This window comes from Pseudomonas sp. FG43, assembly GCF_057809175.1.
Map to the genome: position 1 here is coordinate 174705 of NZ_JBMDJL010000009.1, position 24013 is coordinate 198717.

General features: G+C 58.1%; 18 protein-coding genes and 1 pseudogene. 7 read left to right on the top strand and 12 right to left on the bottom strand.

Features of this window, described 5'->3' with window-relative positions:
- Window positions 1–6 precede the first annotated feature (6 nt).
- Genes ACODS3_RS13305 through ACODS3_RS13325 form a run of 5 tightly spaced genes read left to right on the top strand, consistent with a single transcriptional unit; the run spans window position 7 to window position 8463 of the window.
- A complete protein-coding gene (locus tag ACODS3_RS13305; RefSeq protein WP_489034683.1) occupies window positions 7–1974 on the top strand; it encodes a hypothetical protein in 1968 nt (655 codons plus the stop codon).
- Complete coding sequence (locus ACODS3_RS13310; protein ID WP_489034685.1) at window positions 1967–5992, top strand: AAA domain-containing protein; 4026 nt, start codon at window positions 1967–1969, stop codon at window positions 5990–5992. Before ACODS3_RS13305 ends, ACODS3_RS13310 begins: the two co-directional genes overlap by 8 nt.
- Window positions 5992–6786, top strand: a complete 795-nt coding sequence (locus tag ACODS3_RS13315; protein WP_489034687.1) for a hypothetical protein — start codon at window positions 5992–5994, stop codon at window positions 6784–6786. Before ACODS3_RS13310 ends, ACODS3_RS13315 begins: the two co-directional genes overlap by 1 nt.
- Window positions 6783–7964, top strand: a complete 1182-nt coding sequence (locus ACODS3_RS13320; RefSeq protein ID WP_304575079.1) for a hypothetical protein — start codon at window positions 6783–6785, stop codon at window positions 7962–7964. Before ACODS3_RS13315 ends, ACODS3_RS13320 begins: the two co-directional genes overlap by 4 nt.
- On the top strand, window positions 7948–8463 hold the full coding sequence (locus tag ACODS3_RS13325) for a hypothetical protein (protein WP_304575078.1): 516 nt from the start codon (window positions 7948–7950) through the stop codon (window positions 8461–8463). The genes ACODS3_RS13320 and ACODS3_RS13325 overlap by 17 nt, the downstream gene beginning before the upstream one ends.
- 55 nt (window positions 8464–8518) lie before the next feature.
- Here ACODS3_RS13325 and ACODS3_RS13330 read toward each other — a convergent pair whose 3' ends face one another.
- The 12 genes and pseudogenes from ACODS3_RS13330 to ACODS3_RS13385 form a co-directional block, all read right to left on the bottom strand.
- Window positions 8519–10018, bottom strand: a complete 1500-nt coding sequence (locus ACODS3_RS13330; RefSeq protein WP_304575077.1) for a tyrosinase family protein — start codon at window positions 10016–10018, stop codon at window positions 8519–8521.
- Window positions 10019–10124: 106 nt separating this feature from the next.
- A complete protein-coding gene (locus ACODS3_RS13335) occupies window positions 10125–10625 on the bottom strand; it encodes a hypothetical protein (protein WP_489034690.1) in 501 nt (166 codons plus the stop codon).
- A gap of 103 nt (window positions 10626–10728) precedes the next feature.
- A complete protein-coding gene (locus ACODS3_RS13340) occupies window positions 10729–11496 on the bottom strand; it encodes a methyl-accepting chemotaxis protein (RefSeq protein ID WP_374063433.1) in 768 nt (255 codons plus the stop codon).
- A gap of 90 nt (window positions 11497–11586) precedes the next feature.
- A pseudogene (locus ACODS3_RS13345) lies at window positions 11587–12669 on the bottom strand (HAMP domain-containing protein); the annotation flags it as partial.
- Window positions 12670–12825: 156 nt separating this feature from the next.
- Window positions 12826–13620: an IclR family transcriptional regulator gene (locus tag ACODS3_RS13350; protein WP_201019188.1), complete on the bottom strand. Its 795-nt coding sequence runs from the start codon at window positions 13618–13620 to the stop codon at window positions 12826–12828.
- 73 nt (window positions 13621–13693) lie between these two features.
- Window positions 13694–14266, bottom strand: a complete 573-nt coding sequence (locus ACODS3_RS13355; RefSeq protein ID WP_489034692.1) for a sarcosine oxidase subunit gamma — start codon at window positions 14264–14266, stop codon at window positions 13694–13696.
- Window positions 14267–14268: 2 nt separating this feature from the next.
- Entirely contained in the window at window positions 14269–17175 is a 2907-nt protein-coding gene (locus tag ACODS3_RS13360; RefSeq protein ID WP_489034694.1) for a 2Fe-2S iron-sulfur cluster-binding protein, read from the bottom strand.
- Window positions 17172–17477, bottom strand: a complete 306-nt coding sequence (locus tag ACODS3_RS13365) for a sarcosine oxidase subunit delta (RefSeq protein WP_201019191.1) — start codon at window positions 17475–17477, stop codon at window positions 17172–17174. The genes ACODS3_RS13360 and ACODS3_RS13365 overlap by 4 nt, the downstream gene beginning before the upstream one ends.
- 13 nt (window positions 17478–17490) lie before the next feature.
- A complete protein-coding gene (locus ACODS3_RS13370; RefSeq protein WP_489034696.1) occupies window positions 17491–18732 on the bottom strand; it encodes an FAD-dependent oxidoreductase in 1242 nt (413 codons plus the stop codon).
- The gene (gene folD / locus ACODS3_RS13375; protein ID WP_304575071.1) at window positions 18714–19619 is read right to left on the bottom strand and encodes a bifunctional methylenetetrahydrofolate dehydrogenase/methenyltetrahydrofolate cyclohydrolase FolD; all 906 of its coding nucleotides are present in this window, start codon (window positions 19617–19619) and stop codon (window positions 18714–18716) included. Before folD ends, ACODS3_RS13370 begins: the two co-directional genes overlap by 19 nt.
- Window positions 19616–20482, bottom strand: a complete 867-nt coding sequence (purU, locus tag ACODS3_RS13380; RefSeq protein ID WP_201019194.1) for a formyltetrahydrofolate deformylase — start codon at window positions 20480–20482, stop codon at window positions 19616–19618. The genes folD and purU overlap by 4 nt, the downstream gene beginning before the upstream one ends.
- 268 nt (window positions 20483–20750) lie before the next feature.
- Window positions 20751–21356: a helix-turn-helix domain-containing protein gene (locus tag ACODS3_RS13385; protein WP_201019195.1), complete on the bottom strand. Its 606-nt coding sequence runs from the start codon at window positions 21354–21356 to the stop codon at window positions 20751–20753.
- Between the two features lie 287 nt (window positions 21357–21643).
- On the opposite strand from ACODS3_RS13385, the gene glnT reads away from it, so the two are divergent.
- Together glnT and ACODS3_RS13395 are read left to right on the top strand one after the other, a co-directional pair.
- On the top strand, window positions 21644–22978 hold the full coding sequence (glnT, locus tag ACODS3_RS13390) for a type III glutamate--ammonia ligase (RefSeq protein ID WP_201019196.1): 1335 nt from the start codon (window positions 21644–21646) through the stop codon (window positions 22976–22978).
- Window positions 22979–23107: 129 nt separating this feature from the next.
- Complete coding sequence (locus ACODS3_RS13395) at window positions 23108–24013, top strand: class II glutamine amidotransferase (protein ID WP_198723726.1); 906 nt, start codon at window positions 23108–23110, stop codon at window positions 24011–24013.

The following is a 24013-nucleotide window of genomic DNA, read 5'->3' on the forward strand; positions in this document are numbered from 1 at the left end:
AACATTATGCTGATTCAGGATGAAGCCCGTTTGCATGTCGATGCAACGGGAGCGGTATTCAAATGGCGTTACAAAGACCGGCAATCCACTGAAAAGCTCGACGAGCAGACATTGCGTGGAGCAAAGCTGGTGAAGGACGATTATCAGGAACCACTGTTGGCGCTACGCAATCGTCAGGGCGAGCAATACAAGGTTACCGATCTGTTGCCCGCCTGTTTGCCACTTGATAAACCTTTACGTGTCATCAGCAGAACGTACAAGGATTCCTGGCTGCTGATCAGGCTGGCCTTCGAGGGACAGCAACGCACTTTGCAATTCCTCAAGGATTCTGACTTTGCCACCGAGTTTGCCTGGGCTCTGGATCAGGACTTGCTGCAAACCGTGAGCCTGAGTAAAGGCAAGAGCGAGTTCGAGATCAAGCCTGGCGATTTCACCCGCTTCACGATGCCTGGCGCAGTGCTCAGTGACTTGACTGAAGACGGCGGGAATTATCAGGGCACGCTCAAGTACCTCGATGCCAATACGGGGCGCAGCTACTCGTTGCCCTGCCTGCTGCCACGCAAGCAGCTATGGACCCGGTGCATCGATCATTTTTCTGCAATCGGGCAGGTCAGCCTGCCGGTGATGGCGCAATGGTCGCCCAAGCAGCAATGTTACGAAGTGACGGGCATTGATCCTTTACTGCCTGCGGGTGAGCAGTGCTTGCAACTGCTGGCATTGAAAGCGCGCGCCGAATCGAAACCCTTGTTGTTGCTGGAAAGCCCGTTACCGGGCTGTCATGGCCTGGTATTCAGTTGCCAGGTCTGGGTGAATTTCATCGAGTTCGAACCTTCACCGCTGAGGCCGTTCAGGGTCAGGGTCGAAGTCAGTGAAGGTGATGGAAAGTCCCGGTTCAAGGCCAGGGTTTTCGAGCCCGATACCGAGGGACCGTACTGGGCGGATGTGTCGCTTGTCGAGGACGCTTGCTCTGACGATGACGCGGCGGCTCAGGAGCAGAAGGTCCGTATCGAGGTCAGGGGGCGGGGGAAGCTGATTATCGAGCAGAGCCTCAAGCAGAAACAGTCCATGTATCACGTCGCGTACAAAGGCACGGAGCCTCAGCGTGTGCCGCTGGTATTCAGCACCAGGGCATGTGCTTTCGAATATGCTGTAGACGAGCCTGGCACCACGCTTGAAGGCGTTTTCAAGGTCCGCGCCGGTGGTGATTCCCAGGCGCTGTATCTGCAACTGTTTGCGGGTAGCAAGGCAGTCAGCGATCTGTATTACCGGGTTGAACTCAAGGAGTGGCTGCGTTTCGGGATTGCCGGTTTGCGCGAAGGTTTCAGCCTGGAATGCGTTATCGAAAACCAAGGCAGCATGAGCAAGAAGCCATCTTCGCGCTGGCATTTACAGGCAATCAACACTGACCTGACAGGCCAGATCATGATGCACCAAGGGTTTGAGATGGAGCTCAAGGCTCTCTGGAACTGGTCCTGTTTTGAAACACCCCCCTATGCCGACGTCTTGCCTGACTTCTACCGCAAAGGTGCGATTGTCGTTGCCCAACCCACATCGCAGGTCTCCCTGGCGCTTTTTCTGTCGCCTGGCCTGTTGAGCAAGGCAGGCTATCTGGCCTTGAATGAAGGCGGCAGCCTGACGCTCGATTACGTTGTACGTCAGTCCGATGACCCAATTGGCTTTGCCTTGGTGTGTACCACCTTGTACGAGCGGCCTGCCGGTCAACAGGGTGAAGAGTGCCGCGCTCGATACGTTGGCCAGAATGCCAGCGGCGAGTATGAACTGGAGCTGCTGAAGCCAGCACCACCGGGCCTTGCGCCGGGTACGCGAGTCAATTACCGGGAATATCCGGGGCAACACCCGTTGAAAAGTATCCCGGATCTTGAGGGTGCTGTGTTCGTTGTGCGCCTCAAACGTTTCAAGGCTGGGCATCAGGTCAGCAAGGTGTTGAATGTGGAGTTAAGTGTCGATGTCTGATTCACGCCGTTATCTGAATCTGCTCAAGTACCTGTGCGCATTGCCCGGGTTTGACAAGATTGTGCCGGTTACCGGTACACGCATCCGCGATATCGAACGCTCCGATCAATTGTCGCAGGCCATTTTCGATATCCCGACCGAACCCGATCTTTATGACCGGTTCGTCACGGCGGTAACAAAGCCCACCAGGAAAACCGATACCCAAGGTATGGTTTTTCAGCCGGTGTATCTGATTTATCAGCTTGAAAGCGCCGGGCAGCCGTCATTACCCTTTCTGGCGGTGCCGGGGATCATTGGCAGCGGGCCTTTTTCAGCAAGTTCGGAGTTCTATACGCTCAGGCCCGCACTGGAATGGCCGGTGCTGTTCAATACCCAATTGCTTGAGCACGACAGCAAGGCCGAACCCGATATCGTGCTGGGACAGGAGCAGGATTGCGTCGATTTCAAACAACAGAATCTGCCGCCCATTACCGATGCCTGGTCGGTCTGGCACGAATACGCCCTTGAGCTTTGTCTGGCCACTACAGGTTGTGAACTGAGCAAGCTGCCCGCTTTGTTGAAAGCTCGCTACAAGCGCTCATTTACCCTGAGTGCGCAACTGGCGACCTACAACGAAGCAGACAATAAGGCGATCAGCGGGATTCTGGATCTTTACAACGCGTTGCAAGAGATTCCCGATGACATGCTGGTCGAGACGCCGCTGGCGCATGTCATGGCCATTCATGACGGCCTGCCAGGCGTGACGGCGAGTGAGGAAGACCGGCTGGCGAGTGACATCGAAAGCAACACCCGTTATCTGCTGGGCCATATGGATGAGCAGAAGGCCGTCAGCCTGGACAGGCTGTCGCATCGGGAAATGTTTGCACTGGATAACAGCCAGCGGCTGGTGCTGGAAAAACTGGCGCGCTGCGAGGTGGGCGATGTTCTGGCGGTCAATGGTCCTCCTGGTTCAGGCAAGACCGCCATGCTCAAGGCTGTGGTTGCCCATCAATGGGTGCAGGCTGCGCTGAACGGTGAGCCTTGTCCGATCACTGTGGCGGTAGGCTCGACCAACCAGTCGGTGACGAACGTGATCGGGGCGTTCCCGGCAGTGCTGTATCGCGCTGAATCCGATCCGCCTGCGCGCCTTCTGTATTTCAAGCGCTGGTTTTCGGCACCGCAAAGCTATGGCACCTATTTCCCCTCTGGCAAAGCCTACAAAGACCTTGAAGCCAAAGGGCAACTGGAGAACTTTGTTCTCGGCAAGCGCAGTGCCCCTAACGACCTGACAATCTTTGAGTGGAGCAATAAAAAGGACAAGGCGGCATCCGATATCACTCGCTTGCAGGCTCATATCAAAGAGTATGCAGGGCATGCCGAACGCTTTTTTGGCCAGCCAGGCCTGCAACTTGAGGACGCTATCGAGCTTTGCCGGGCATATATCGCTACCACCATCCGGAAGGTCGAAAACACTCTGGCGCAAGCACGCAGGCTGACCGGCCTGCATGCGCTGCTGGCCGATCTTGTGCCGGGTTACCCCGATAACCGGGCGCTTGAACGTGAGCAGTCATTCATTACTGCCGGGCAGTTGCATGAGATGTTTGGCGTATCCCGTGAAAAACGCAGCGCATTGTTGCGCCAAGTGCTGCGCGAGCGGATTGCCGATCAGGCACTCGACCTCGATGAGCTGAGCGATGCGGCTTTCGAGCAGTTGGCCAGTGATGCGAAAGTGTTGCTGATCGACCGCCTGCTGGATCTGACCTTACGCCCGTACGCTTTCCATATGGCGGCGCGTTATTGGGAAGGGCGCTACCTGCTGGAGTGTTCCGAAGAACTGTTGGTCACCCGTACAGCCAAAAACGTCGAGAAGGGCTTGAGGCGCTTATGCATGCTCACGCCTTGCCTGGTGTCGACGCTGCACAAATTGCCGCAATTGTTCGGGCTGGAAGGCAGTGCTCAGTCGGGCAAGCGGTTTCTGCTGGCCAAGGCCGATCTTTTGATCATGGATGAAAGTGGTCAGGCCCAGCAGCGGCTGAGCCTGCCTTCGCTGAGCCTGACCCGCAAGGCACTGGTTGTGGGGGATGTCGACCAACTGAAACCGGTCATCAACGATATCAGTATGGTGGATGAGGCCCATGCCTATCACGCCTTCGGCTATTGCTCCCAGGCGTTCATCGATGCACTCCAGCGCCGGATCACCACCCGCAACGGCAGCATGCTGGCCCTGATTCGCCAGGCGTCGCGCTATTCCCACCAAGGGCAAGGGTTGATGTTGCGCGGTCATTATCGTTGCCAGACCAACATCATTCAGTGCTGCAACGAGATGGTTTACAACAACAAACTGATGTTCATGCCTCACGATGCCATTGAGCGTGGACCGTTGCCGTCATTCAGTTGGGTGCATTCGGACTTTATCAACGAGTCGTCTGAAAGCTCCCGGATGAGCAGGAATGAGGCTCATCTGATCGCGGCTTTTCTGGCTGATCGCTGGTCGGAAATCTTCGGTTTCTACTGCAAGAAGGATGAGGCCAGGAACAAGCCTCTGCGTGGCGCAGCCGAGTTGATTGCTGTGGTAACGCCTTTCAAGCCTCAGGTAGGGGCCTTGCGTCAGGCATTGCTGGAAGTGTCACTCAAGATTGGCCAGCCGCCGGGCTTTACCGTCGCGGATATCGAGAACGTCACCATCGGCACAGTCGACTCCCTGCAGGGCGCTGAAAAGCCAGTGGTGATTTTCAGTGGCGTACACGGCTCAAAAAGCCAGGGCGAACCTTACTTCCAGGACCAGCCCTATCTGCTCAATGTGGCTATTTCGCGGGCGCAGGACTGCTTTGTCGCGTTTATCTGCGAGCACACCTATGGCGTCAATGCCGATCATGCTCAGGTCGATTTGCAGGAGTTGCGCAAGAACTCGGCTCGCTACATGGGTTACTACCTCGGGCATGCCTGTTTCGAGGGCAGTAATGGCATGCGTCGCTGTGAGCGACTGTTCCCGAAACGGCTGGTGATTATTGAAGCCGGTGGCAAGCAGAAAGCATTGGCCGAGTATCTGGGCTCAGACTATGAAGTGTGGGTGACTGGCGGGAGCATCACGGAGGTGGAGGCTTCCTGCTATGACTTGCAGAAGCTTATCGCTTCAGGTTTCAGGCTGCGTTATCAACTCAAGCCCGATGCCCATGCTCTGGTCGAGAAGATCCGCCAGCAGGCGCCTTTGTTTGAAGAGATCATTCTGGCGACGGATGACGATTATGTCGGGGAAACCATTGCCTGGCACCTGAGCATGCAGTTTCGCAACGAGCCTCTTGTACAAGCCAGGATGAGCCGCGTACGCCTCAACGCCATTACTCGCGAAGCCATTGAAGAAGGCTTTCAGATGGAGGCGGTAAAGGCTCATGAGAAACGCCTCAAACAATTGAGAAACGAGCGCAAGGCCGATGTGGCCGAGCAGCTTGAAGCCGAGCGGGCGTCCTTTCGTCAGCAACGTGCGGCCATCGACACTTCCAGAGTGCGCGCCGAGTTGTTTCGCGAACTGGTGGACGTTCTGGTGCGTACCCAGTGCCAGGGCGATTCGCAACAAGCTCATGTGGTATCGGCCCAGGTGAAGTCAATGCTGGATTCGCAGTTGCTGGTGCCAGGAGGAGAATCCTTGTCTGGCGCGGCCTTGGGGCGTGTCCGCATGGGGATTCTTGACGTGCTGTCCGACGCGGTCAAACGACGCCATCAGGCCATGGAGGGCGAGCACTTGAACGCTCACCTGACGGTTGCCGGCAAGCAGTTCTACGGCCGCATTGCAGGCGACTCGAACGAAAGCCTGGCCTCTTTCAAAGACAAGCTGCTGAAAAAGATGCAAAGCGATGGAAGCAACTCGACGGCAGGGGATTCGACCCGCTGGATCATGGCTGAACCGTCGTGCGCTGCGATCACTCGTTCTGCGCCAAGTGGGTCGACCCTCGACATTCTCAAGCTTGCGCAAACGACCCTGGATATAAAGCCCGGCATCACCATGCAATTGCTGCAGAAACTTTATGAAGGAAGCTTCTGATGGGAAACAGTGCGCACGACGATATTCGCCTGACCATCGATCAACAACAGATCGGTCTCTACCAGCAGCGGCTGGACAGTTGCCCGATCGGGCAGCGCGGCGATGCCGCCAGTTTATTGAGGCTTATTGCCCGGATCGGTTGTGCCGCCGAGCATGAGGATGCCCGGTTGCAGAAGGCCAGTCTGCATTTGAAGCATTTTCGCCTGCCGGTGTGGGCCGAGTTCGACGTGCAGGTCGTGGAGCGCAAGGGCTGGCTCGATGAGTTGCCCCATGAAGGCTCGCACTATCTGCAACCTTACGAGTATGAGGCGCTGCTGAGTGCATTGAAGGAGTCGGAGTTCGAGCTTGATTTTCGTCTGCCTGAACCGGGCCATCCAGGGTTTGGCCAGTTGATGGACAGCCTCGATCAGTTGCGGATCGGTCGGCCTTCGACGCTGGGTTCAACCCTTGAAGCCATGGAGCAGGGCGGCATGCTGGTCATCGAGGGCGATGAGGTGCGTTTGACCGCAGGTGCCTATCAGACCTTGCAGAGCATGCAGCAGCGTTATCCGGCCATGGCGAGCAAAGGCTTCTCGACGCGCCTGGCCTTGCTTCAGCAAAAACTTGAGCGTGATGCGATCAGTGTCGATGCCGCACTGGCCGAGCTGCTGCCCGACCTGCTTCAGCGCGCCGATGCCGCTTCGCTGGCGGTGGGGATCTGGGACGATATCGAGTCGCTTTACAGTCCGCTCGACGAAGCGCCTCAAGCACCGTTGCAAGGCTTGATCAGGCACCGTGCCGGAGGTGAGTCTTGAGCGGTGTCATCAGCTATCCGCGTACCGATGGCAGTGATCGATTCAAGCGTGATCTGGAGCGCATCGAAGCTCTGATTGTGGAGATCGAGCAAGCCCTGAGTGTGGAAAACATTGAAAGCATCCTGGCACTGATCGCTCTGGTCGGCTGGGATCAGTTGCCCGAGGCGTTGCGGATTCGGTATCTGGGGTTGTTGGCGCAGAAAAGCCGGGAGCTTGAACGCCAGCAGCGTTCAAGAGGCGATGCCAGGGATGAAGCAAGCCGGCTCTCTGAACAGAAACTGCACATGATGATGCAGCAGATGGATAGTTACCTGATTGAGCATTGTCCCTGGGAGGCCCGCCGCGATCAGGAGCCGCTGACGGTGGAAGGCGTGCAAAGCCGCATCAAGGATGCCCGGCAGCGTATCGACGAGAAGGGGTATCAACCGCTGTTCAGCGACGACGAACTTCTCGCACTGTCCCAGACCGATACGGTGGCCCAGGCGCGTTACAAGGTGCGCTTCATGGAGCGCAAGTATTTTGGCGACAACGGCAAGGGCAGTTTCATGGGGATGTCCTTTGAGGGCGCATCCGGTGTCGGCGTCAAATACTGGAACACCAGTTTCGGCCAGATCGAGGACGCTGACAGCGATTACAGGTTGCTCGCCAACAAGCTGGGGCTGAACTACGTAGAAGGTCGCGAATATATGCTGCTGGTCATCGATTCGGAAAAGGCTCAGGCCGTCTGCGAATCAACCAGTGTGAGTGCGACCTTTGAAAAGATCGGCGCGTTTGCCAATCAGGAATTGCCTGATCTGTATCCGCCGGAGTTGACTCGTGAAATCCTGACCCCGGAGTTTCAGACTCACTATCGCGACCTGTACGAGCAGGCCAAAAAATACTGGAGTGAAGAGTGGCGCCTCAGCGAGACTCAGTTTCATGACTTTCTCATTGCGCAGAACGTGGAGCCCGAGACCAGGATTCTTCTGCTGGAGCGTCAACGTATGCATATGCAAGTGGGCAATAACGAATACTTTCGCGGAGACGGCATGACTGAAAACCTGATTGAAGGCAGTCAGCAGCAGTACGGAGTGGTTGAGCTGTTCAGCTTCGACAAAAAGAAAGTCGAACTCGACGCCTATTTGCGCGCCGGTGCGGTTCACGTTGTCCAGGGGGTGAGTCATGTGGAAAAGAGCTGAACGTTATCCTCTAAAACCGCCTCTGGCACTGATCGATGATCCGCAGAGCCCACCGGCTGGCGCACGCCTGCTGAATCAGATCCAGAATCCACAAGCGCCCGGCGAGCACTACCTGTTCTTTGCCAATAACGGTGCTCTTTCGATTCTTCGTGGCTATGCCCGGCCGGATGGCCAGCATCAGTATGAACAGAGTGATTTCCCGCAACGCTTTCTCGACTGGTTCGCGCCAGCCCTGCGTGATTTCCGCAAACGGGCTGCGCAGGACGTTTCCAGCCATCTTTCTTCGCCGGTTCAGGAGGTGGGTGGCGAAATGCTCACCCTGGAGCGGGGTATGGCGGTGGGCGGCGATGGGGAACCGGGATATATCGTCAATAACTGGTCACGCAAGCGCTATCTTCCGGGGCTTGAAGACCATTTCATGCCGATGAACGTGGCCTGGACCGAAGACTTCCTCTTCAAGGGAGGCTTGATCCGGTTATTGGGTGAAATCAGGTTCTGAGCATGAAGTGAGGAGCCTCCTTGTTGTTCAGGAGGCTCTCGTTACCACTTCAGCGTCAGGACGATTGCAGGCTGATACTGCCCACCACCGGTTTGGCATTCACATTGTTTTTGCCAATCGGGGCGAAGGTGACGGTAGGTGCCTGGTTCATGCGCTTGGCATCGGTGAGCTTTTGCACGACATCTGTGACGACGAAGCTGATGTTTCGGGTCATGGTGTGGTGGCCGCCATGGATTGTCATGCCAAGGTTGAAAAAGCTGATGACGCCGACAAATGACGGATCTTCTGGTGTGGGAGTGACGCCCTCGGGCAGATTGAGATAAACCGCATAATCGTTGGCACCTTCTTCAGAGGCGCTGATATCGGAGAGGGTCAGGTACAGCGTGTCGCTTTGGACTGCTGAAAACAGTTTGTTGCCGAAACCTCCCTTGGCGGTGGTATTCAGTTGTGAGGCAAGAGCGACCCTGACCGGTTTTTCGCCCAGCGCGACGGCTTGGGCCTTGGCTTTTCCGCTCTCCAGCTTGCTCAGGCTCAGGGCATGCACACTGGCCGCTTTGACGAGGGGCTTGTTGAAGGGAACGCTGCCTGCCGGACGGCTCAGATAGCTGTCGTAGACATAAGGTGCAGTCAGAGTGGTGGTGTCCAGGACATCGCCCACCTTGCTGATCACCGGAGCGCCCTGGCCATTGCTGAAGGTCCAGCTCTGGCTGGTGAATGCTGTGTCCTGTGGGTTGAGGCCACCGGCCTTGTTCCAGCTTGCCCAGACGCGATCGATGTTGCAGTGGTGTAACCAGAAGATCGGATCGTTGGCGGCTGTGGGGATGCGCCCCATGTTCGTATTGTCTCCGACCTGAACATGTATGGTCCCGTGCAGGCCCATGTCCAGGTTTTCACAGAAGCCCACGTCGCTGCCCGATTCGCGGTAGCGAGGGGACTTCATACTGTCCAGGCTCAACAGGCTGGGGTCGATAGGCGTACCACCATTGATGCCGGGATTGCGGTTGGGTCGGTACAGTGAGCCCCAGAGCGGATGATTGGGCTGGCGGAACTCCTCAGGTATCACCGAGCACTGACCGGCTGGCGTACAGGATGATCCGACGTAATCCCAGTAGGGCAGTGTGAACGACTGATCACCGGATACGTCGCGCACGATCTGTTCCAGATACATGACATACATGCGGTGCCAGGGCAGGAAGGCATCGCTGTTGTTACTGGCGTGAGGTTCGCAGGTGTACCACATGGCTTCGGCCATCTGCCTGTGGGGGCCTGTTGTACTGCCGAAGACCTGCTGGAGCGCGGTCTGCTTGGGAATCGGAGTGGCATGGGTATACCACTGGAATTTCCAGGACAACGGATCGGTGTCGGGCTTTTTCATCATCAGGGCGACAGCGCGAGCATAAATCGCCAGCATCAGTTTGCCTTGTGGCGTACTGGCCGAGTAGCGCGTTTTAGTCGTGTTGGATGCTGCCAGTGCCCGTTGCATGACGTCTGGCAGGATCATTGCCCCGCCTGCCAATGCACTGAGTTTCAACAGGGTTCTACGACGAATGGTCATGCAGTTCACTCCTGAACAATCCTGGGATGCCTCATGGCGTACCGTTTGACGGCAGACCGAGTGTAGCTATGTGCTACTACATCTCAAGGACGCAGGAAATATTTTGTCATGGGTGAATTCGATAGATTTCAACGTGCTCGATGCGCAAGTGTTGTTCTGCCTGTACCGGATCTATCGGCAGGAATGTGAGGCTTGTCACTGCCTTCAATTGCCCGCTGGCTTGCAGGCGAGCGAACACTGGTTGCAGGTCGTAACTGATCTTGCGGGGGCGTTGCGGGTCGTAAACGATGGGAATGTCATACGTACTCAAGGCACCTACATAACCCGGGTCCTGAGGTGTCGGTTGAGCATTCGGTGCAAGGTTCAGATAGAGGGCATAAGTACTTGAGGGGGGCTCGCTGGCCCAGATACCGGACAGTTTCAGGTTCCAGCGTGAGTTCGGGTCTGGCTTTACCGTTTCTGCTCCGACAGTTTTCAGGTGAATCGTGTAGGAGCCTGCACTCAGCTCGGCAGGCTCTGCTGCCCGATACATCAGGTTATCGGATGCCGGAACGGCACCCGTCAACAGGGTCAATGCCAAAAGCAGCCAGCGTTTGCCAATGTTCATGAGAGGACTCGGATTCATGTCTCTGCGGTAGTGTAGCTCCCGCAACTTCGCGACTGAAGCCGCTCCTGCAGATCCCAAGGAGCGGCTTCAGTCGCGAAGGGCATCAGGTCTTGAACTTGCGAACCAGCGCATCCAGCTCGCTGGAGAGCGAAGCCAGGCTATGCGAGTCGCTGCGGGCCGAGTCGGAGAGTTCGGCAATCAGTTGCGCGTCGCCATGGATCTGGCTGATGTGGCGGTTGATATCTTCCGCCACCTGATGCTGTTCTTCGGCCGCCGTGGCGATCTGGGTGTTCATGTCGCGGATCACGTCCACCGATTCGCGGATCTGCCCGAAGCTGCTGCGCGCCTGGCCGATCTTGGTGACCGACTGTTGCGATACATCCAGGCTGGCATGCATCTGTTGCGCCACGGAAGCGGTGCGTCTGGCCAGGTTGCCCAGCAGGGTGTCGATCTCTGCGGTCGAGTCGGCGGTGCGTTTGGCCAGAGCGCGAACCTCATCGGCCACTACCGCAAAGCCACGGCCCTGTTCACCGGCGCGAGCCGCTTCGATGGCGGCGTTGAGCGCCAGCAGGTTGGTCTGTTCGGCGATGGAACGAATGGTGTCGAGGATCGACTGGATATCGTTGCTGTCTTTTTCCAGGTCCGACATGTCCTTGGCCGAACGGGCGATTTCCGAACTCAGTTTGTCGACGCTGTTGACCGCATCGTCGATCTGGCGCTGGCCTTCGCGAGCCTGCTGCTGACCGTTGTCGGCCGATTCAGCGGCCTGGCTGCAGGAGCGGGCGACTTCGTTGGCAGTGGCGACCATCTCATGGAAAGCCGTGGACACCATATCCACCGCTTCACGCTGACGGCCTGCTGCTTCTGCCATGTCATTGGAGACACGGGTAGAGCTTTGCGAGGTGTCGAGGATCTTGTGCGCGGCCTGCCCGATATGCTGGATCAGGCTGCGGATCGCCGTCAGGAACTGGTTGAACCAGCCCGCCAGTTGCGCAGTTTCATCCTTGCCACGCACGGTCAGGTTCTGTGTCAGGTCGCCTTCACCTTGAGCAATCCCTTCAAGGCCGCTGGAAACACTATGGATCGGACGCACGATGACGCTGGCGAAGCTGGCACCGACGATAGCGAAGACGACCGCCAGTACGGCAGCGATGATGCCGATCAGCCAGGTCAGGCGGGTGGCGGAGGCCATGACTTCATCTTGTTTGATCAGGCCGATGAAGCTCCAGCCAAGCTCTGGCGATGGATAAACGTTGGCCATGTAGCGCTCGCCGTTGAGCTGCACTTCAACCATGCCTTTGTCGGTTTTGGCCAGTTGCGCGAAGCCATCACCCAGGTCGCCGAGTTTCTTGAAGTTATGCTCCGGCTGCTTGGGATCGACCAGCACATTGCCGTTCTTTTCCAGCAGGATCAGGTAGCCGCTGTCGCCCAGCTTGATGTCTTTGACGATGCCGGTCAGTTGTTTGAGCGATACGTCGATGTTTACTACACCGCCAGGATTGCCCAGGGTGTTGGGGATCGCTCGTATGGTGCTGACCAGCACGGCGTCATCGCCAGCCCAGTAGTAGGCATCGCTGCGCACGGTCTTGCCCACGTTATTCATGGCCGTCTTGTACCAGGGACGAACACGCGGGTCGTAATTGCTCATCTTCGGATCTTCCGGCGTCATCACGTAGCTGCCGTTGATCAGGCCGTAGGAGACGTAGGAGTAGGCCGGGTGGGCCTTGGCGATGCTGACAAGGAATTCGGTGGTCAGCTTGTCGTTTTCAGACTGGGGTGTCGGGGTTGCACCTGTGTAGTTTCTCAGGTCGCCACCGGCGCCTGCGATCAGTGGATGCGAGGCAATATAGTTGACGTTCTGGCTGATGCCATCGAAGAACAGCTGCATGGCGTTATCGACCTGACGGATTTCGCGACTGCTGCTGTTCACGAAGTTATCGGTCGCATTGTTGCGCAGGTTCACGATAACGATAGTGGCCACGACGACTATGGGCAGGCACGCAATGACTGCAAAGGCCCACGTCAGTTTCTGTTTGATATTCATCCATGCTCCAGAATTTTTTTGTATATCGTTATCTGACGACGGCAGGCAATAAGCAGACTTCAGACCCGGATCGAGCCTCAAAGCTTCGTCTTATGGCATACCGACAATTTCGGCAGTCCACATGGAATCTTTAGCAAACTGAATGCCATCGAGCCTTTATGAATGATAAGTAACATTTTTATGACCAAGGTCACGGCTGATCGTGGCGCTGCACTCCAGCAACAAGGCCTGAAAACGCTCCCTTGCACCTTCCGGGTCCATGACTGCATCCGGGCCGGAGAGGTTGATGGCAGCGGTGACTTGCCCCGTGTGATCCTTGATCGAAGTGGCAATCGCTGTTGAATAATCGGAGCGATGCAGCACCCAGCCGCGCTCCCGATCGCTCTGAATCAGGGCTTGCAGTTCGGGCAATGTGCGCGGGGCCGGTGATGGGTAATCATCCAGCCGGATGTGCTGATAGAGCGCACCCAGTTCCGCTCCGTTCAAGGCTGTCAGCAACATACGCCCCATCGCGGTGCAGTGGCAGGCGATGCGGGTGCCCACCGGGATATTCACCGACAGGCGTTGCGCCGCGAATGCGCGATACAGGTACAGGCTGTCAGTCTGCTCCCGAATGCTCAGATGGCATGACAGCGAAGTGCGGTCGCGCAATTGGTTCAGGTGCGGCATGGCGACTTCGACGATATCGCGGCTGGCCAGGTAGCTGAAACCATCGCTGATGACCCTGGCACCCAGTTCGTACTGGGTGTTGATCTTGTTCAGATAGCCCATGTGGGTGAGGGTGAACAGGATTCGATAGACAGCCGAGGTACTGACACCCAGGCGCTCGGCGATGTCATTGATGCTCAGCGAACGGGTCCGGGCATTGAACATTCCGAGCACGCTCAGGCCCCGTGCAAGGGCCGGGACGCTGTAGTCGGTGTCTTTGTCAGGGGATTCGATAGTGCTCATGAATGGGCTCCTACTGGGTCATGCTGATCAGTCAAGGCACACAAAGTGATTTATTGACCTCAACTGATCTGCATTACTCCTGCTTTGTGTTGAACTCGGTCATGGCATCCAGCACCGCGCCTTTGAAGTACTCCAGCGAAGCGCGGTCGCAGAGGATCTGGAAACAGGGCGTTGTACCTGCACCCACATTGATCACGATCACATTGATACGCGCTGCCGAAGTCTGGGCCACTGCGCCGGGGCCGAATGCCTGGGCGCGCAGGTCCACCCCACAGAGCTTGGCCATCACTTCGGCGATACAGACACCGCTCAGTTGCAGCCAGGCATGGCTGTCCTGGCGTGGCAGCAGGTAGTTGGCGCTATGGTCCAGCTCCCAGCGGGCCTCTTCATCGGCGATGCGTTCGCCATGATCGTTGAGGCTGCCCAGGATCAGGTACTCGGTCTGCGACAGGCGCGCTACATGGCTGCCGTCGGCCTGGGTTACAGCCCGGTTCGGCGTATCCGGCAGCGTGAAGCCACGGGCCTGCAAGTAATCGGCACTTTGTACTCCGCGAAAGCCCACACGTGGGGTATCGGTCAGATCCACCAGCGCGCACGATTGAACAGGGCTTAGGCCGATAGGGTTTTCGGCATTGAGGCTGGACATGATCAAAGCTCCTGGCGCTGGTTTTCAGGGTCGAAGAAAGGCAGTTTCACCACTGTGGCCTGGACCACGACACCGTCCTCTACCCGAATCGGGATCTGCTGGCCGGGTGTGCTCTGATCGAAGGCGGCGTAGGCCAGGCCAATGATCTTGCCCAGGGTCTGCGAGTATTCGCAGGAGGTTACGTTGCCGCTGATATCCGGCCCTTTGAGCACCAGATGGCCTTCCAATGGCTGCGGGCTGGCCTTGGGCAGGGTGAAACCCACCAGCTTGCGTGTCTGCGGTTGGGCTTCAAGGATGTCCACCGAGCGGCGACCGACAAAGAACGGCTTGGTGCGGCTCACCGCCCAGCCCATATCGATCTCGGCCGGATGGGTCATGCCGTCGGTGTCCTGGCTGATGATCACATGGCCTTTTTCCAGGCGCAGCAGGCGCTGGGTTTCGACACCGAACGGGCGCATGTCGTACTCTTTTCCGGCCTCGACCAGTGCATCCCAGAGTTGCAGGGCATGGCGCGCCGGAACGTGGATTTCATAACCCAGTTCACCCACGAAACCCACCCGCAACAGACGTGCCTTGATCCCGGCCACCGTGCCTTGGCGCACGGCCAGGTACGGGAAGCCTTCGGCCGAAAGATCCAGGTCGGAGCAGACTTTCTCCAGAACCTTGCGCGAGTCCGGCCCGGCCACGTTGACTGCTGAAATCGCCGCGGTGACGTTGGCGATGTCCACATTCAGGCGCCATTGGGCGTTCCACTTGAGCATCTGCTGGTAGATACGATCCACGCCGCTGGTGGTGGCGGTGACATAGAAATGGTTGTCGGCGAAGCGGGCACACACGCCATCGTCGATCACCACGCCATGTTCGTTGGTCATCAGTGCATAACGCGAACGGCCCACCGGCTGCTTGAGAAAGGCGAAGGTGTACATGCGATTGAGCAGCTCGGCGGCATCCGGGCCACGTACATCCAGGCCGCCCAGTGTCGAGACATCGATGATGCCCACCTTGGTGCGCACATGATGGGCTTCGGCCTGCATGCAGGCGTCACGCTGCGAGGGCTTGCCGTAAAACGCCGGGCGCTGCCAGATACCGGCAGGCATCATCTTTGCTCCGGCCTCCACATGACGGCGGTGCATGGGTGTCTGGCGATACGGGTCGAAGGCGCGGCCGGCCACATGCGCGAGCTTCTCGGCCTCGAACGGCGGGCGAGCGGTGGTAACGCCGGTTTCGCTGATGCTGCGCTGGGTCGAAGACGCTACCAGACGAGCTGTCGGCAGCGCCGAATGCCGACCTTGTGACGGCCCCATGCCGACCGTGGAATAGCGCTTGACCAGTTGCACGTCGCGATAGCCGATGCGCGTGGCATTGACGATGTCGCGCACTTGCAGGTCTTCGTCGAAGTCGACGAAATCCTTGCCTTTGGGATGAGGGAAGATCGGCCAGGGAAAGTTGACGCGGGCCTCGCTGCGCAGCGGCAGCGGGCTGGTGTTGAGTTCCAGGCCCAGCGCGGCAACGATTCCGGCGCTGGCATGGATGGCATCGGCCAGTACGTTGTCCAGCGCATGGTAGCCATGAGCCGAACCGGCCACACTGAGGTTTTTCGGCAAGCCGCTCAGGGTGAACTCCGAGAGCTGATCGTCATAGCTCAACTTGCCGCCCGCCTGGCACAGCAACTGATAGACCGGCATATAGCCGCCTGACATGCACAGCAGGTCGCAGTCGAGTATCAGGCCGTTATTGGCGACCTGACCCTGACCGGTGATTTTGCGCAGGTCCGCGCCACTCACATGGCGCATGCCTTTTTCATGTAACGCTTCATAGACGGTGGTGCTCGGGTGGCAGGGGATGCCACGTTTTGCCAGTGCGCTCAGCAGGGTGCTGTCGGCAGGGTTGGCGCGCATGTCGGCCACGGCAACGACTTCTACGCCCTGATCATGCAGATCCAGAGCGGCCAGATAGCCGTCGTCATTGCCGGTCAGGACCACGGCGCGTTTGCCGGGCTTGACGGCATACAGCTTCATCAGGCGCTGTGCGGCGCTGGTCAGCATCACACCGGGCAAGTCGTTATTGCGGAAAATCACCGGCTGGTCGAACGAGCCGCTGCACACCAGGCAGTGGCTCGCCCGCACTTTGTACATGCGCTTGCCCTGAATCACCGGCAGGTAGTTGTCGGTGAACCAGCCATTGCAGGTGGCTTGCTTGAGCACGCGAATATTGGCGTGACCTTCCACGGCATCGATCAGGTTGCGGCGCAGTTTTTCGGCCCGCTGGCCTTCGATATCGAAGCGGGCATAGGTCAGCGAGCCACCGAGAATCGGCTGCTGTTCGATCAGCAAAACCTTGGCACCAGCATTGGCGGCAGTCAGTGCCGCCTGCAAGCCGGCCGGGCCTGCGCCGATGATGGCCAGATCGGTGAACAGATAAGCCTTGTCGTAATACTCGGGCTTGAACTCAAGGTCCAGCACACCCAGCCCGGCTTTCTTGCGGATGATCGGCTCCCAGACCTTCCACATGCCCTTGGGTTTGTAGAACGAACGGTAATAGAAGCCCACCGGCATGAACTTCGAGAACTTGCCCAGGTAGGCGTCCTTGTCGTTATCCAGCGAGCCGTTGAAGTTTTGCCCGGTCACTTGCAGGCCCGCTGCAAGTGCATGGGTATCGGCCAGCACGTTGGGTTCGCTGGGCAACTGGATCAGGGTGTTGGCGTCTTGCCCGGCCATGGTCAGCGGGCCACGCGGGCGGTGGTACTTGAACGAGCGCGACAGCAGAAAGCGGCCGTTGGCGAGCAGGGCGCTGGCGATGCTGTCGCCTTGCAGGCCCTGATAGGACTTGCCGTCAAAGCTGAAGGTCAGCGGCTGATTGCGATCAATCAACAGGCCCATGGGGGCCGGCAGGCGGGTCAGGGGGCTCATCCTGCGATCTCCTTGGACGGGGCAGGGGTGAAGTCGACGCGGGCGGTAAAGACTTCCCGGGGATCGAAGGTGCGGATGATTTCGTCGCTGGCGGTATGGCGTTCGGCCAGGAACCAGTAGCTGGACGGGTTATGCATCCACCATTCGCGCACTACGCCCAGAGTGTCCTCGCTGTTGAACACGTAATCGGCCCATTCGGCATCGGTGCAGGTCTGAGGATCAGGCATGTGCTTGAACTCACCGCCGTAGGTGAACTCGCTGATATTGCGTGGCCCGTTGAGCGGGCATGTCATGACTTTCATGTGTCGCTCTCCGTCAGTGGCTGGCCGCTGTCGCGCCCATTTCGTTGACTTGCCGGAAGGTCGAGAAGCGCTCCAGGCCAAAGGGTTTGATCAGGTCCGGCACCTTGCCGCCACTGGCTACCAGCTCGGCCATGGTCTTGCCGCAGATGGGGGTGGCCTTGAAACCCCAGGTGCCCCAGCCTGCATCCAGGTAGTAATTCTTCACCGGTGAAAGCCCCATGATCGGGCTGTAATCCGGGGTCATGTCGGTGATCCCGGCCCATTGGCGCATCAACTTGGCGTTGGCCAGGAACGGGAACATCTCGATGGCGTGTGCCAGCAGGCTTTCCTTCAGGTCCAGCGTGGAGCGGGTGTTGAATAGCGGGTAGGGATCGGAGCCGCCGCCAAACACCACTTCGCCGCGGCTGGTCTGCTGCACATAGCAATGCAGGGCCGACGAACTCACCAGCGGATCGAGAAACGGCTTGAACGGCTGGGTCACCATGGCTTGCAACGGGAAGGTCTGGATCGGCGAGCGAATCCCGGCTTTCTTCATCAATTGCGAACTCATGCCCGCAACTGCCTGCACCGCGCAGCCACATTTGACGGTGCCACGGTTGGTCTTCACCGCCGTGATGGTGCCGTTTTCGATGACCAGATCCTGAACCTCGGTGAGCTGATGGATTTCCACACCGCGCTTGGCGGCCTGTTTGGCATAGCCCCAGGCCACAGCGTCATGCCGGGCGGTGGCGCCGTCGATGTGCCACAGACCGGCGATCACCGGCAGATGGCCCGGATCGAGGTTCAGGGAAGGCACCAGTTCGCGGATCTGCTGGCGGTCGATCATCTCGGTACGGCCACCGAAGTGCTTGTTGACCTCGGCCCGCTGGCGGAACGAACGCACCGTTGCGTCGGTATGGGCCAGGGTCAGTTGCCCGCGATGGGAATACATGATGTTGAAGTCGAACTCGTTGGACAGCCCTTCAAACATCCGCACCGATTCGGCGTAAAAACGCACGCCTTCGCTGGTGAGGTAATTGGAGCGGATCACTGCCGTATTGCGCGCGGTATTGCCGCCGCCCAGATAGCCTTTTTCCAGCACGGCGATATTGGTGATGCCGTGGTACTTCGACAGGTAATAGGCCGTGGACAGGGCATGGCCGCCACCGCCGATGATCACCACGTCATAGGAGGGTTTGAGTTCCTTGGGAGCGGGCAGGTCCACTTCGACCGGATACTCCGAGCTGAGCCCGTACTTCAATAGATTGAAAGGCATACGGCCTCCGATTGGCTACGTTGCGCTTGGGCCTGCTGACGGGCAGCGGTCACGGTGTTTTTCATGAGAAAGGCAATGGTCATGGGGCCGACGCCACCGGGTACCGGGGTGATGGCCGAAACGCGGGACAGCGCGCTGTCGAAATCCACATCGCCGACCAGACGGCTGCGGTCGTTGTCCTGGATACGATTGATACCGACATCGATCACCACTGCGCCGGGCTTGAGCCAACCGGCATCGATCATGCGCGGGCGACCGACAGCCGCGACCACGATATCGGCCAGTTGACACAGGGCCTTGGCGTCGGCACTGCGCGAATGCACGACAGTCACCGAGCAGTGAGCCTTGAGCAGCAGGGCGGCCATGGGTTTGCCGACGATATTGGAGCGGCCGATCACCACCGCATGCTTGCCAGTGAGATCACCGCAGGTGTCCTCCAGCAACTGCATGCAGCCACTGGGCGTGCAGGGTGTCAGCACATCGCGGCCCTGGCTCAGACCGCCGACGTTTTCACTGTGAAAACCGTCCACGTCCTTGCACGGGTCGATGGCCTCCAAGGCCAGGGTTTCTTCGATATGGGGCGGCAGTGGCAGTTGCAGCAGGATGCCGTTGACCTTCGGGTCTGCATTCAATTCGCTGATCAGCGCCAGCAAGCGGGCCTGGGAGCTGTCCGCAGACAGTCGGTACTCCAGCGAATGAATGCCGGCTTCCTCGGCGCGCAGGATCTTGTTGCGAACATAGACCTGACTGGCCGGGTCTTCACCCACCAGAATCACCGCCAGTGCAGGTTCGATACCCTCGGCCCTGAGGCGCTGGACATCGGCTTTTACCTGTTGCAGCACGCGACCGGCCGCAGCCTTGCCATCAATCAGTTTTGAAGTGTTCACCGGAAGATCACCGTTCTGTCCGTGTTGAGGAACACACGATGCTCCAGGTGGTATTTCACCGCCCTGGACAGCGCAATGGTCTCGTTGTTACGGCCAGCGGCCACAAGATCGTCAGGCAGATAGACGTGATCCACACGCTGCACTTCCTGCTCGATGATCGGCCCTTCGTCCAGGTCGCTGGTGACGTAGTGCGCGGTCGCGCCGATCAGCTTCACGCCACGCTCATAGGCCTGGTGATAAGGCTTGGCGCCCTTGAAACCGGGCAGGAAGGAGTGATGGATATTGATCGCCCGGCCTGAAAGTTGCTGGCACAGGTCATCGGAGAGAATCTGCATATAGCGGGCGAGCACCACCAGTTCGGTGCCGGTTTCATCGACCACTTTCATCAGCGCCGCTTCCTGCTGGGCCTTGGTTTCCTTGGTGACCGGCAGGTAAATGAAACGAATGCCTTCACGCTCGGCCATCGGGCGCAGGTCCAGATGGTTGGAAACGATGGCGGTGATGGTCATGTCCATCTCGCCCTTGTGATAGCGGTACAGAAGGTCGGTCAGGCAGTGGTCGAACTTGCTGACCATCAGCAGCACGCGCATGGGCTGCCGGGTGTCATGCAGCTCCCATTGCATGGAGAAGTCACTGGCGACGGCATCGAAGCCAGCCTTGAGTTGCTGGATATCGCCCTGATGGCCATCGTTGAAGCGAAACACCGCACGCATGAAGAATTTGCCGCTGAACTCGTCATCGAACTGGGCCATTTCACCGATGTAGCACTTGTTGTCAGCCAGATAAGAGGTCACCGCCGCGACAATCCCGGAAGTCGCCGGACAACTGATCTTGAGGATGAAATGGTTCTTTTCGTGTTGCATGGCTTGTCCTCTGGAAAGTGGCGGCAGCTCAGCGCAGAGCGAAAGATTCGGGGGTGAAAATTATTTTTGCGGATGAATAAAAATTCCTGCTGGGAATTAAATATTCACAGATGGCGTTTTATAGGCGAAAGAATCTGTAGCGTCCAGAGATTTCTGGAAACTTTTTTTACTGGTGGGAATTTTTTTGCTTGGAGCTTTCGCGAATGAATTCGCTCCTACCTGGCCTGCGCAGGAGCGAATTCATTCGCGAAAAGGCATGACCGCTAGCTCACTCGCCCTGCGCACCATAGTTCATGATCGACAGCAGGCGAATCGGCACCTGCACCAGCTGCTCCGGCCCGTGAGGAATCTCGCCATCGAAGGTCAGGCTGTCCCCGGCTTCCATCCGGTAGAGCTGGTTGCCATGGCGATAGATCAACTCGCCTTCCAGCAGATGCAGGAATTCAGTGCCGGGGTGGGAGAAGGTCGGGAACTCTTCGCTGGCATCGTCCATGGTCACCATGTAGGCCTCGAAGCTCTTCTTCGGCCCGCGTGTGTGGTTGAGCAGGTGATAGGTGTGGCCTTTCTCGGTGCCGCGCCTCACCACTTCCAGCCCTTCATCGGCCTTGACCAACAGCGCGCTGCTGCCTTGCTGGTCGTACTGGCTGAACAACTTGGACATGGGCATGCCCAGCACGTCGCACAGGCGGCTGAGGTTATCCAGGCTGGTGGAAACCTGAGCATTCTCGATCTTGCTCAGCATGCCTTGGCTGATCCCGGCGATACGGGCCACGTCGGCCAGTTTCAATTCCTGGGCCTGACGCTGGCGTTTGATCTGGATACCCAGGTATTGCTCAAGCTTCAGCTTGGGTTGGGGTTCGTTCGGCATATTCATCGGCTTTGCACGGTTTCCGCTCAATAATTTTTATTTCGCACCATGAATGTGCGAGATCCCTGTCCGCGCAGTGGCGTGCGTCGGTTTATTCCCTCAAGGAAAACGAGTTTCCCATATATACAGCGGAAATTCCGCCTTTGGCTGAATTCGACTTTTGGTATACCAAGCTGGCAAGGGCTTTGCATTCCTGTTGGGAAATTAAGTTTCCTGCTTGGAATAACGATTCCGGCAGGAAGCGAAACAACGTCCTCACCTCAACGTTTTGCTTTCGCCAGGAGACAAGTCTCATGTTGCCAACAGAAACACAGCGTCTGATCGAGGAGCACGGTATCAAGTACGTGCTGGCTCAGTTCGTTGATATCCATGGCTCCTCCAAGACCAAATCGGTGCCGGTGTCGGGCCTGGAAATGGTGGCCGAAGATGGCGCCGGTTTTGCCGGTTTCGCCATCTGTGGCATGGGCATGGAACCCCATGGCCCGGATTTCATGGCCAAGGGCGATCTCTCCTCGCTGACGCCGGTGCCCTGGCAGCCGGGCTATGGCCGGGTGGTGTGCATCGGTCATGTCGAAGGCAAGCCGTGGCCTTATGACAGTCGTTACGTGCTGCAACAACAGGTCGAGCGCCTCAGCCAGCGCGGCTGGACCCTCAATACTGGCCTGGAGCCCGAGTTCAGCCTGTTCAAGCGCGATGCCACGGGCAGCCTGCAACTGGTGGACACCAGCGATAGCCTCGACAAGCCGTGCTACGACTACAAAGGCCTGTCACGTTCCCGGGAGTTTCTTGAGCGCTTGACCGAAGCGTTGCAACCAGTGGGTTTCGACATCTACCAGATCGACCACGAAGACGCCAACGGCCAGTTCGAGATCAATTACACCTACAGCGATGCGATGGAGTCGGCGGACCGCTTCACTTTCTTCCGCATGGCGGCCGGCGAGATCGCCAATGACATGGGCATGATCTGCTCATTCATGCCAAAGCCTGATCCCAAGCGCGCCGGTAACGGCATGCATTTCCACCTGTCGATCAGCAGCGCCACCAACAAGAACATGTTCCATGACGCCAGCGACCCGAGCGGCATGGGCCTGTCGAAGATGGCTTACCACTTCGCCGCTGGACTGCTGGCCCACGGCCCGGCCTTGTGTGCCTTCGCGGCGCCGACGGTCAACTCCTACAAGCGGCTGGTGGTGGGGAACTCGCTGTCCGGCGCGACCTGGGCTCCGGCTTTTATCGCCTTTGGCGCCAACAACCGCTCGGCCATGGTGCGAGTGCCTTATGGCCGCCTCGAATTCCGCCTGCCGGACGCCGGTTGCAACCCGTATCTGGTCAGTGCCGCAATCATCGCAGCAGGCCTGGACGGCATCGACCGCAAGCTGGAAGTCGACCAGGTCTGCAATGAAAACCTCTACAAGCTGAGCCTGGAAGAAATCGCGGCACGAGGCATCAAGACCCTGCCGCAATCCCTCAAGGAAGCCTGCGATGCACTGGAGGCCGACCCATTGTTCGCCGAAGTGCTGGGCAACGAAATCGTCGGTGAATTCATCAAGCTCAAGCGCATGGAATGGGTGGAATACAGCCGCCACGTCAGCGATTGGGAAGTGAAGCGGTATACGGAATTTTTTTGAATTCAGCTGCAAGTTTTTAGCTGCAAGCTGCAAGTAAAAGCAGTCGGCGGCGGACACAGGATTTTCAATTAACCCGGACAGCTTGCAGCTTATGGCTTGCAGCTTTCCTCGCGAAGTGAGACTGCCCCAATGTGCGGAATTGTTGGTTTATACCTGAAAAACCCTGCGCTGGAATCCCAGCTTGGCAAACTCTTCGAGCCCATGCTCGAAGCCATGACGGACCGTGGCCCTGACAGCGCCGGGTTTGCCATTTATGGGGATGAAGTGACCGATGGCTGGGTCAAGCTGACCTTGCAGGCCACCACCGAAGGGTACGATTTCAAGGCGCTGATCGCGGCGCTGGAAGGCAAGCTCGGCGCGTCACTGGACTGGTTCCAGAATGCGAGCGCCGTGGTGCTGAAGATCCAGGCTGAAGAAGCCGTTGTGCGTGCGGCTCTGGGTGAGCTGGCACCGACCGTGCGCATCATGAGCGCGGGCAAGAGCATCGAAATCCTCAAGGGCATGGGCTTGCCGAAAGAGATTTCCGAGCGTTTTGGCCTGGGCAACATGAAAGGCAGTCACATCATTGGCCACACGCGCATGGCCACTGAAAGCGCCGTGACCATGGAAGGCAGCCACCCTTTTTCCACCGGCGCCGACCTGTGCCTGGTACACAACGGCTCGCTCTCCAACCACTTTCGTCTGCGTCAGGAACTGCGCCGCGAAGGGATCAACTTCGACACCGAGAACGACACGGAAGTCGCCGCCGGTTATCTGGCCTGGCGCCTTCAGCAGGGCGACTCCCTGAAGACCGCGCTGGACAGCTCGCTGGAAGCACTGGATGGCTTCTTCACCTTTGCTATCGGCACCCGCAACGGCTTTGCCGTGATTCGCGACCCGATTGCCTGCAAGCCGGCGATTCTCGCCGAGACCGATGATTACGTCGCGATGGCTTCGGAATATCAGGCGCTGTCGAGCCTGCCGGGGATCGAGAAGGCCAAGGTCTGGGAACCTGTTCCCGCCACCATGTACATCTGGGAACGCGAATCGGCTTAA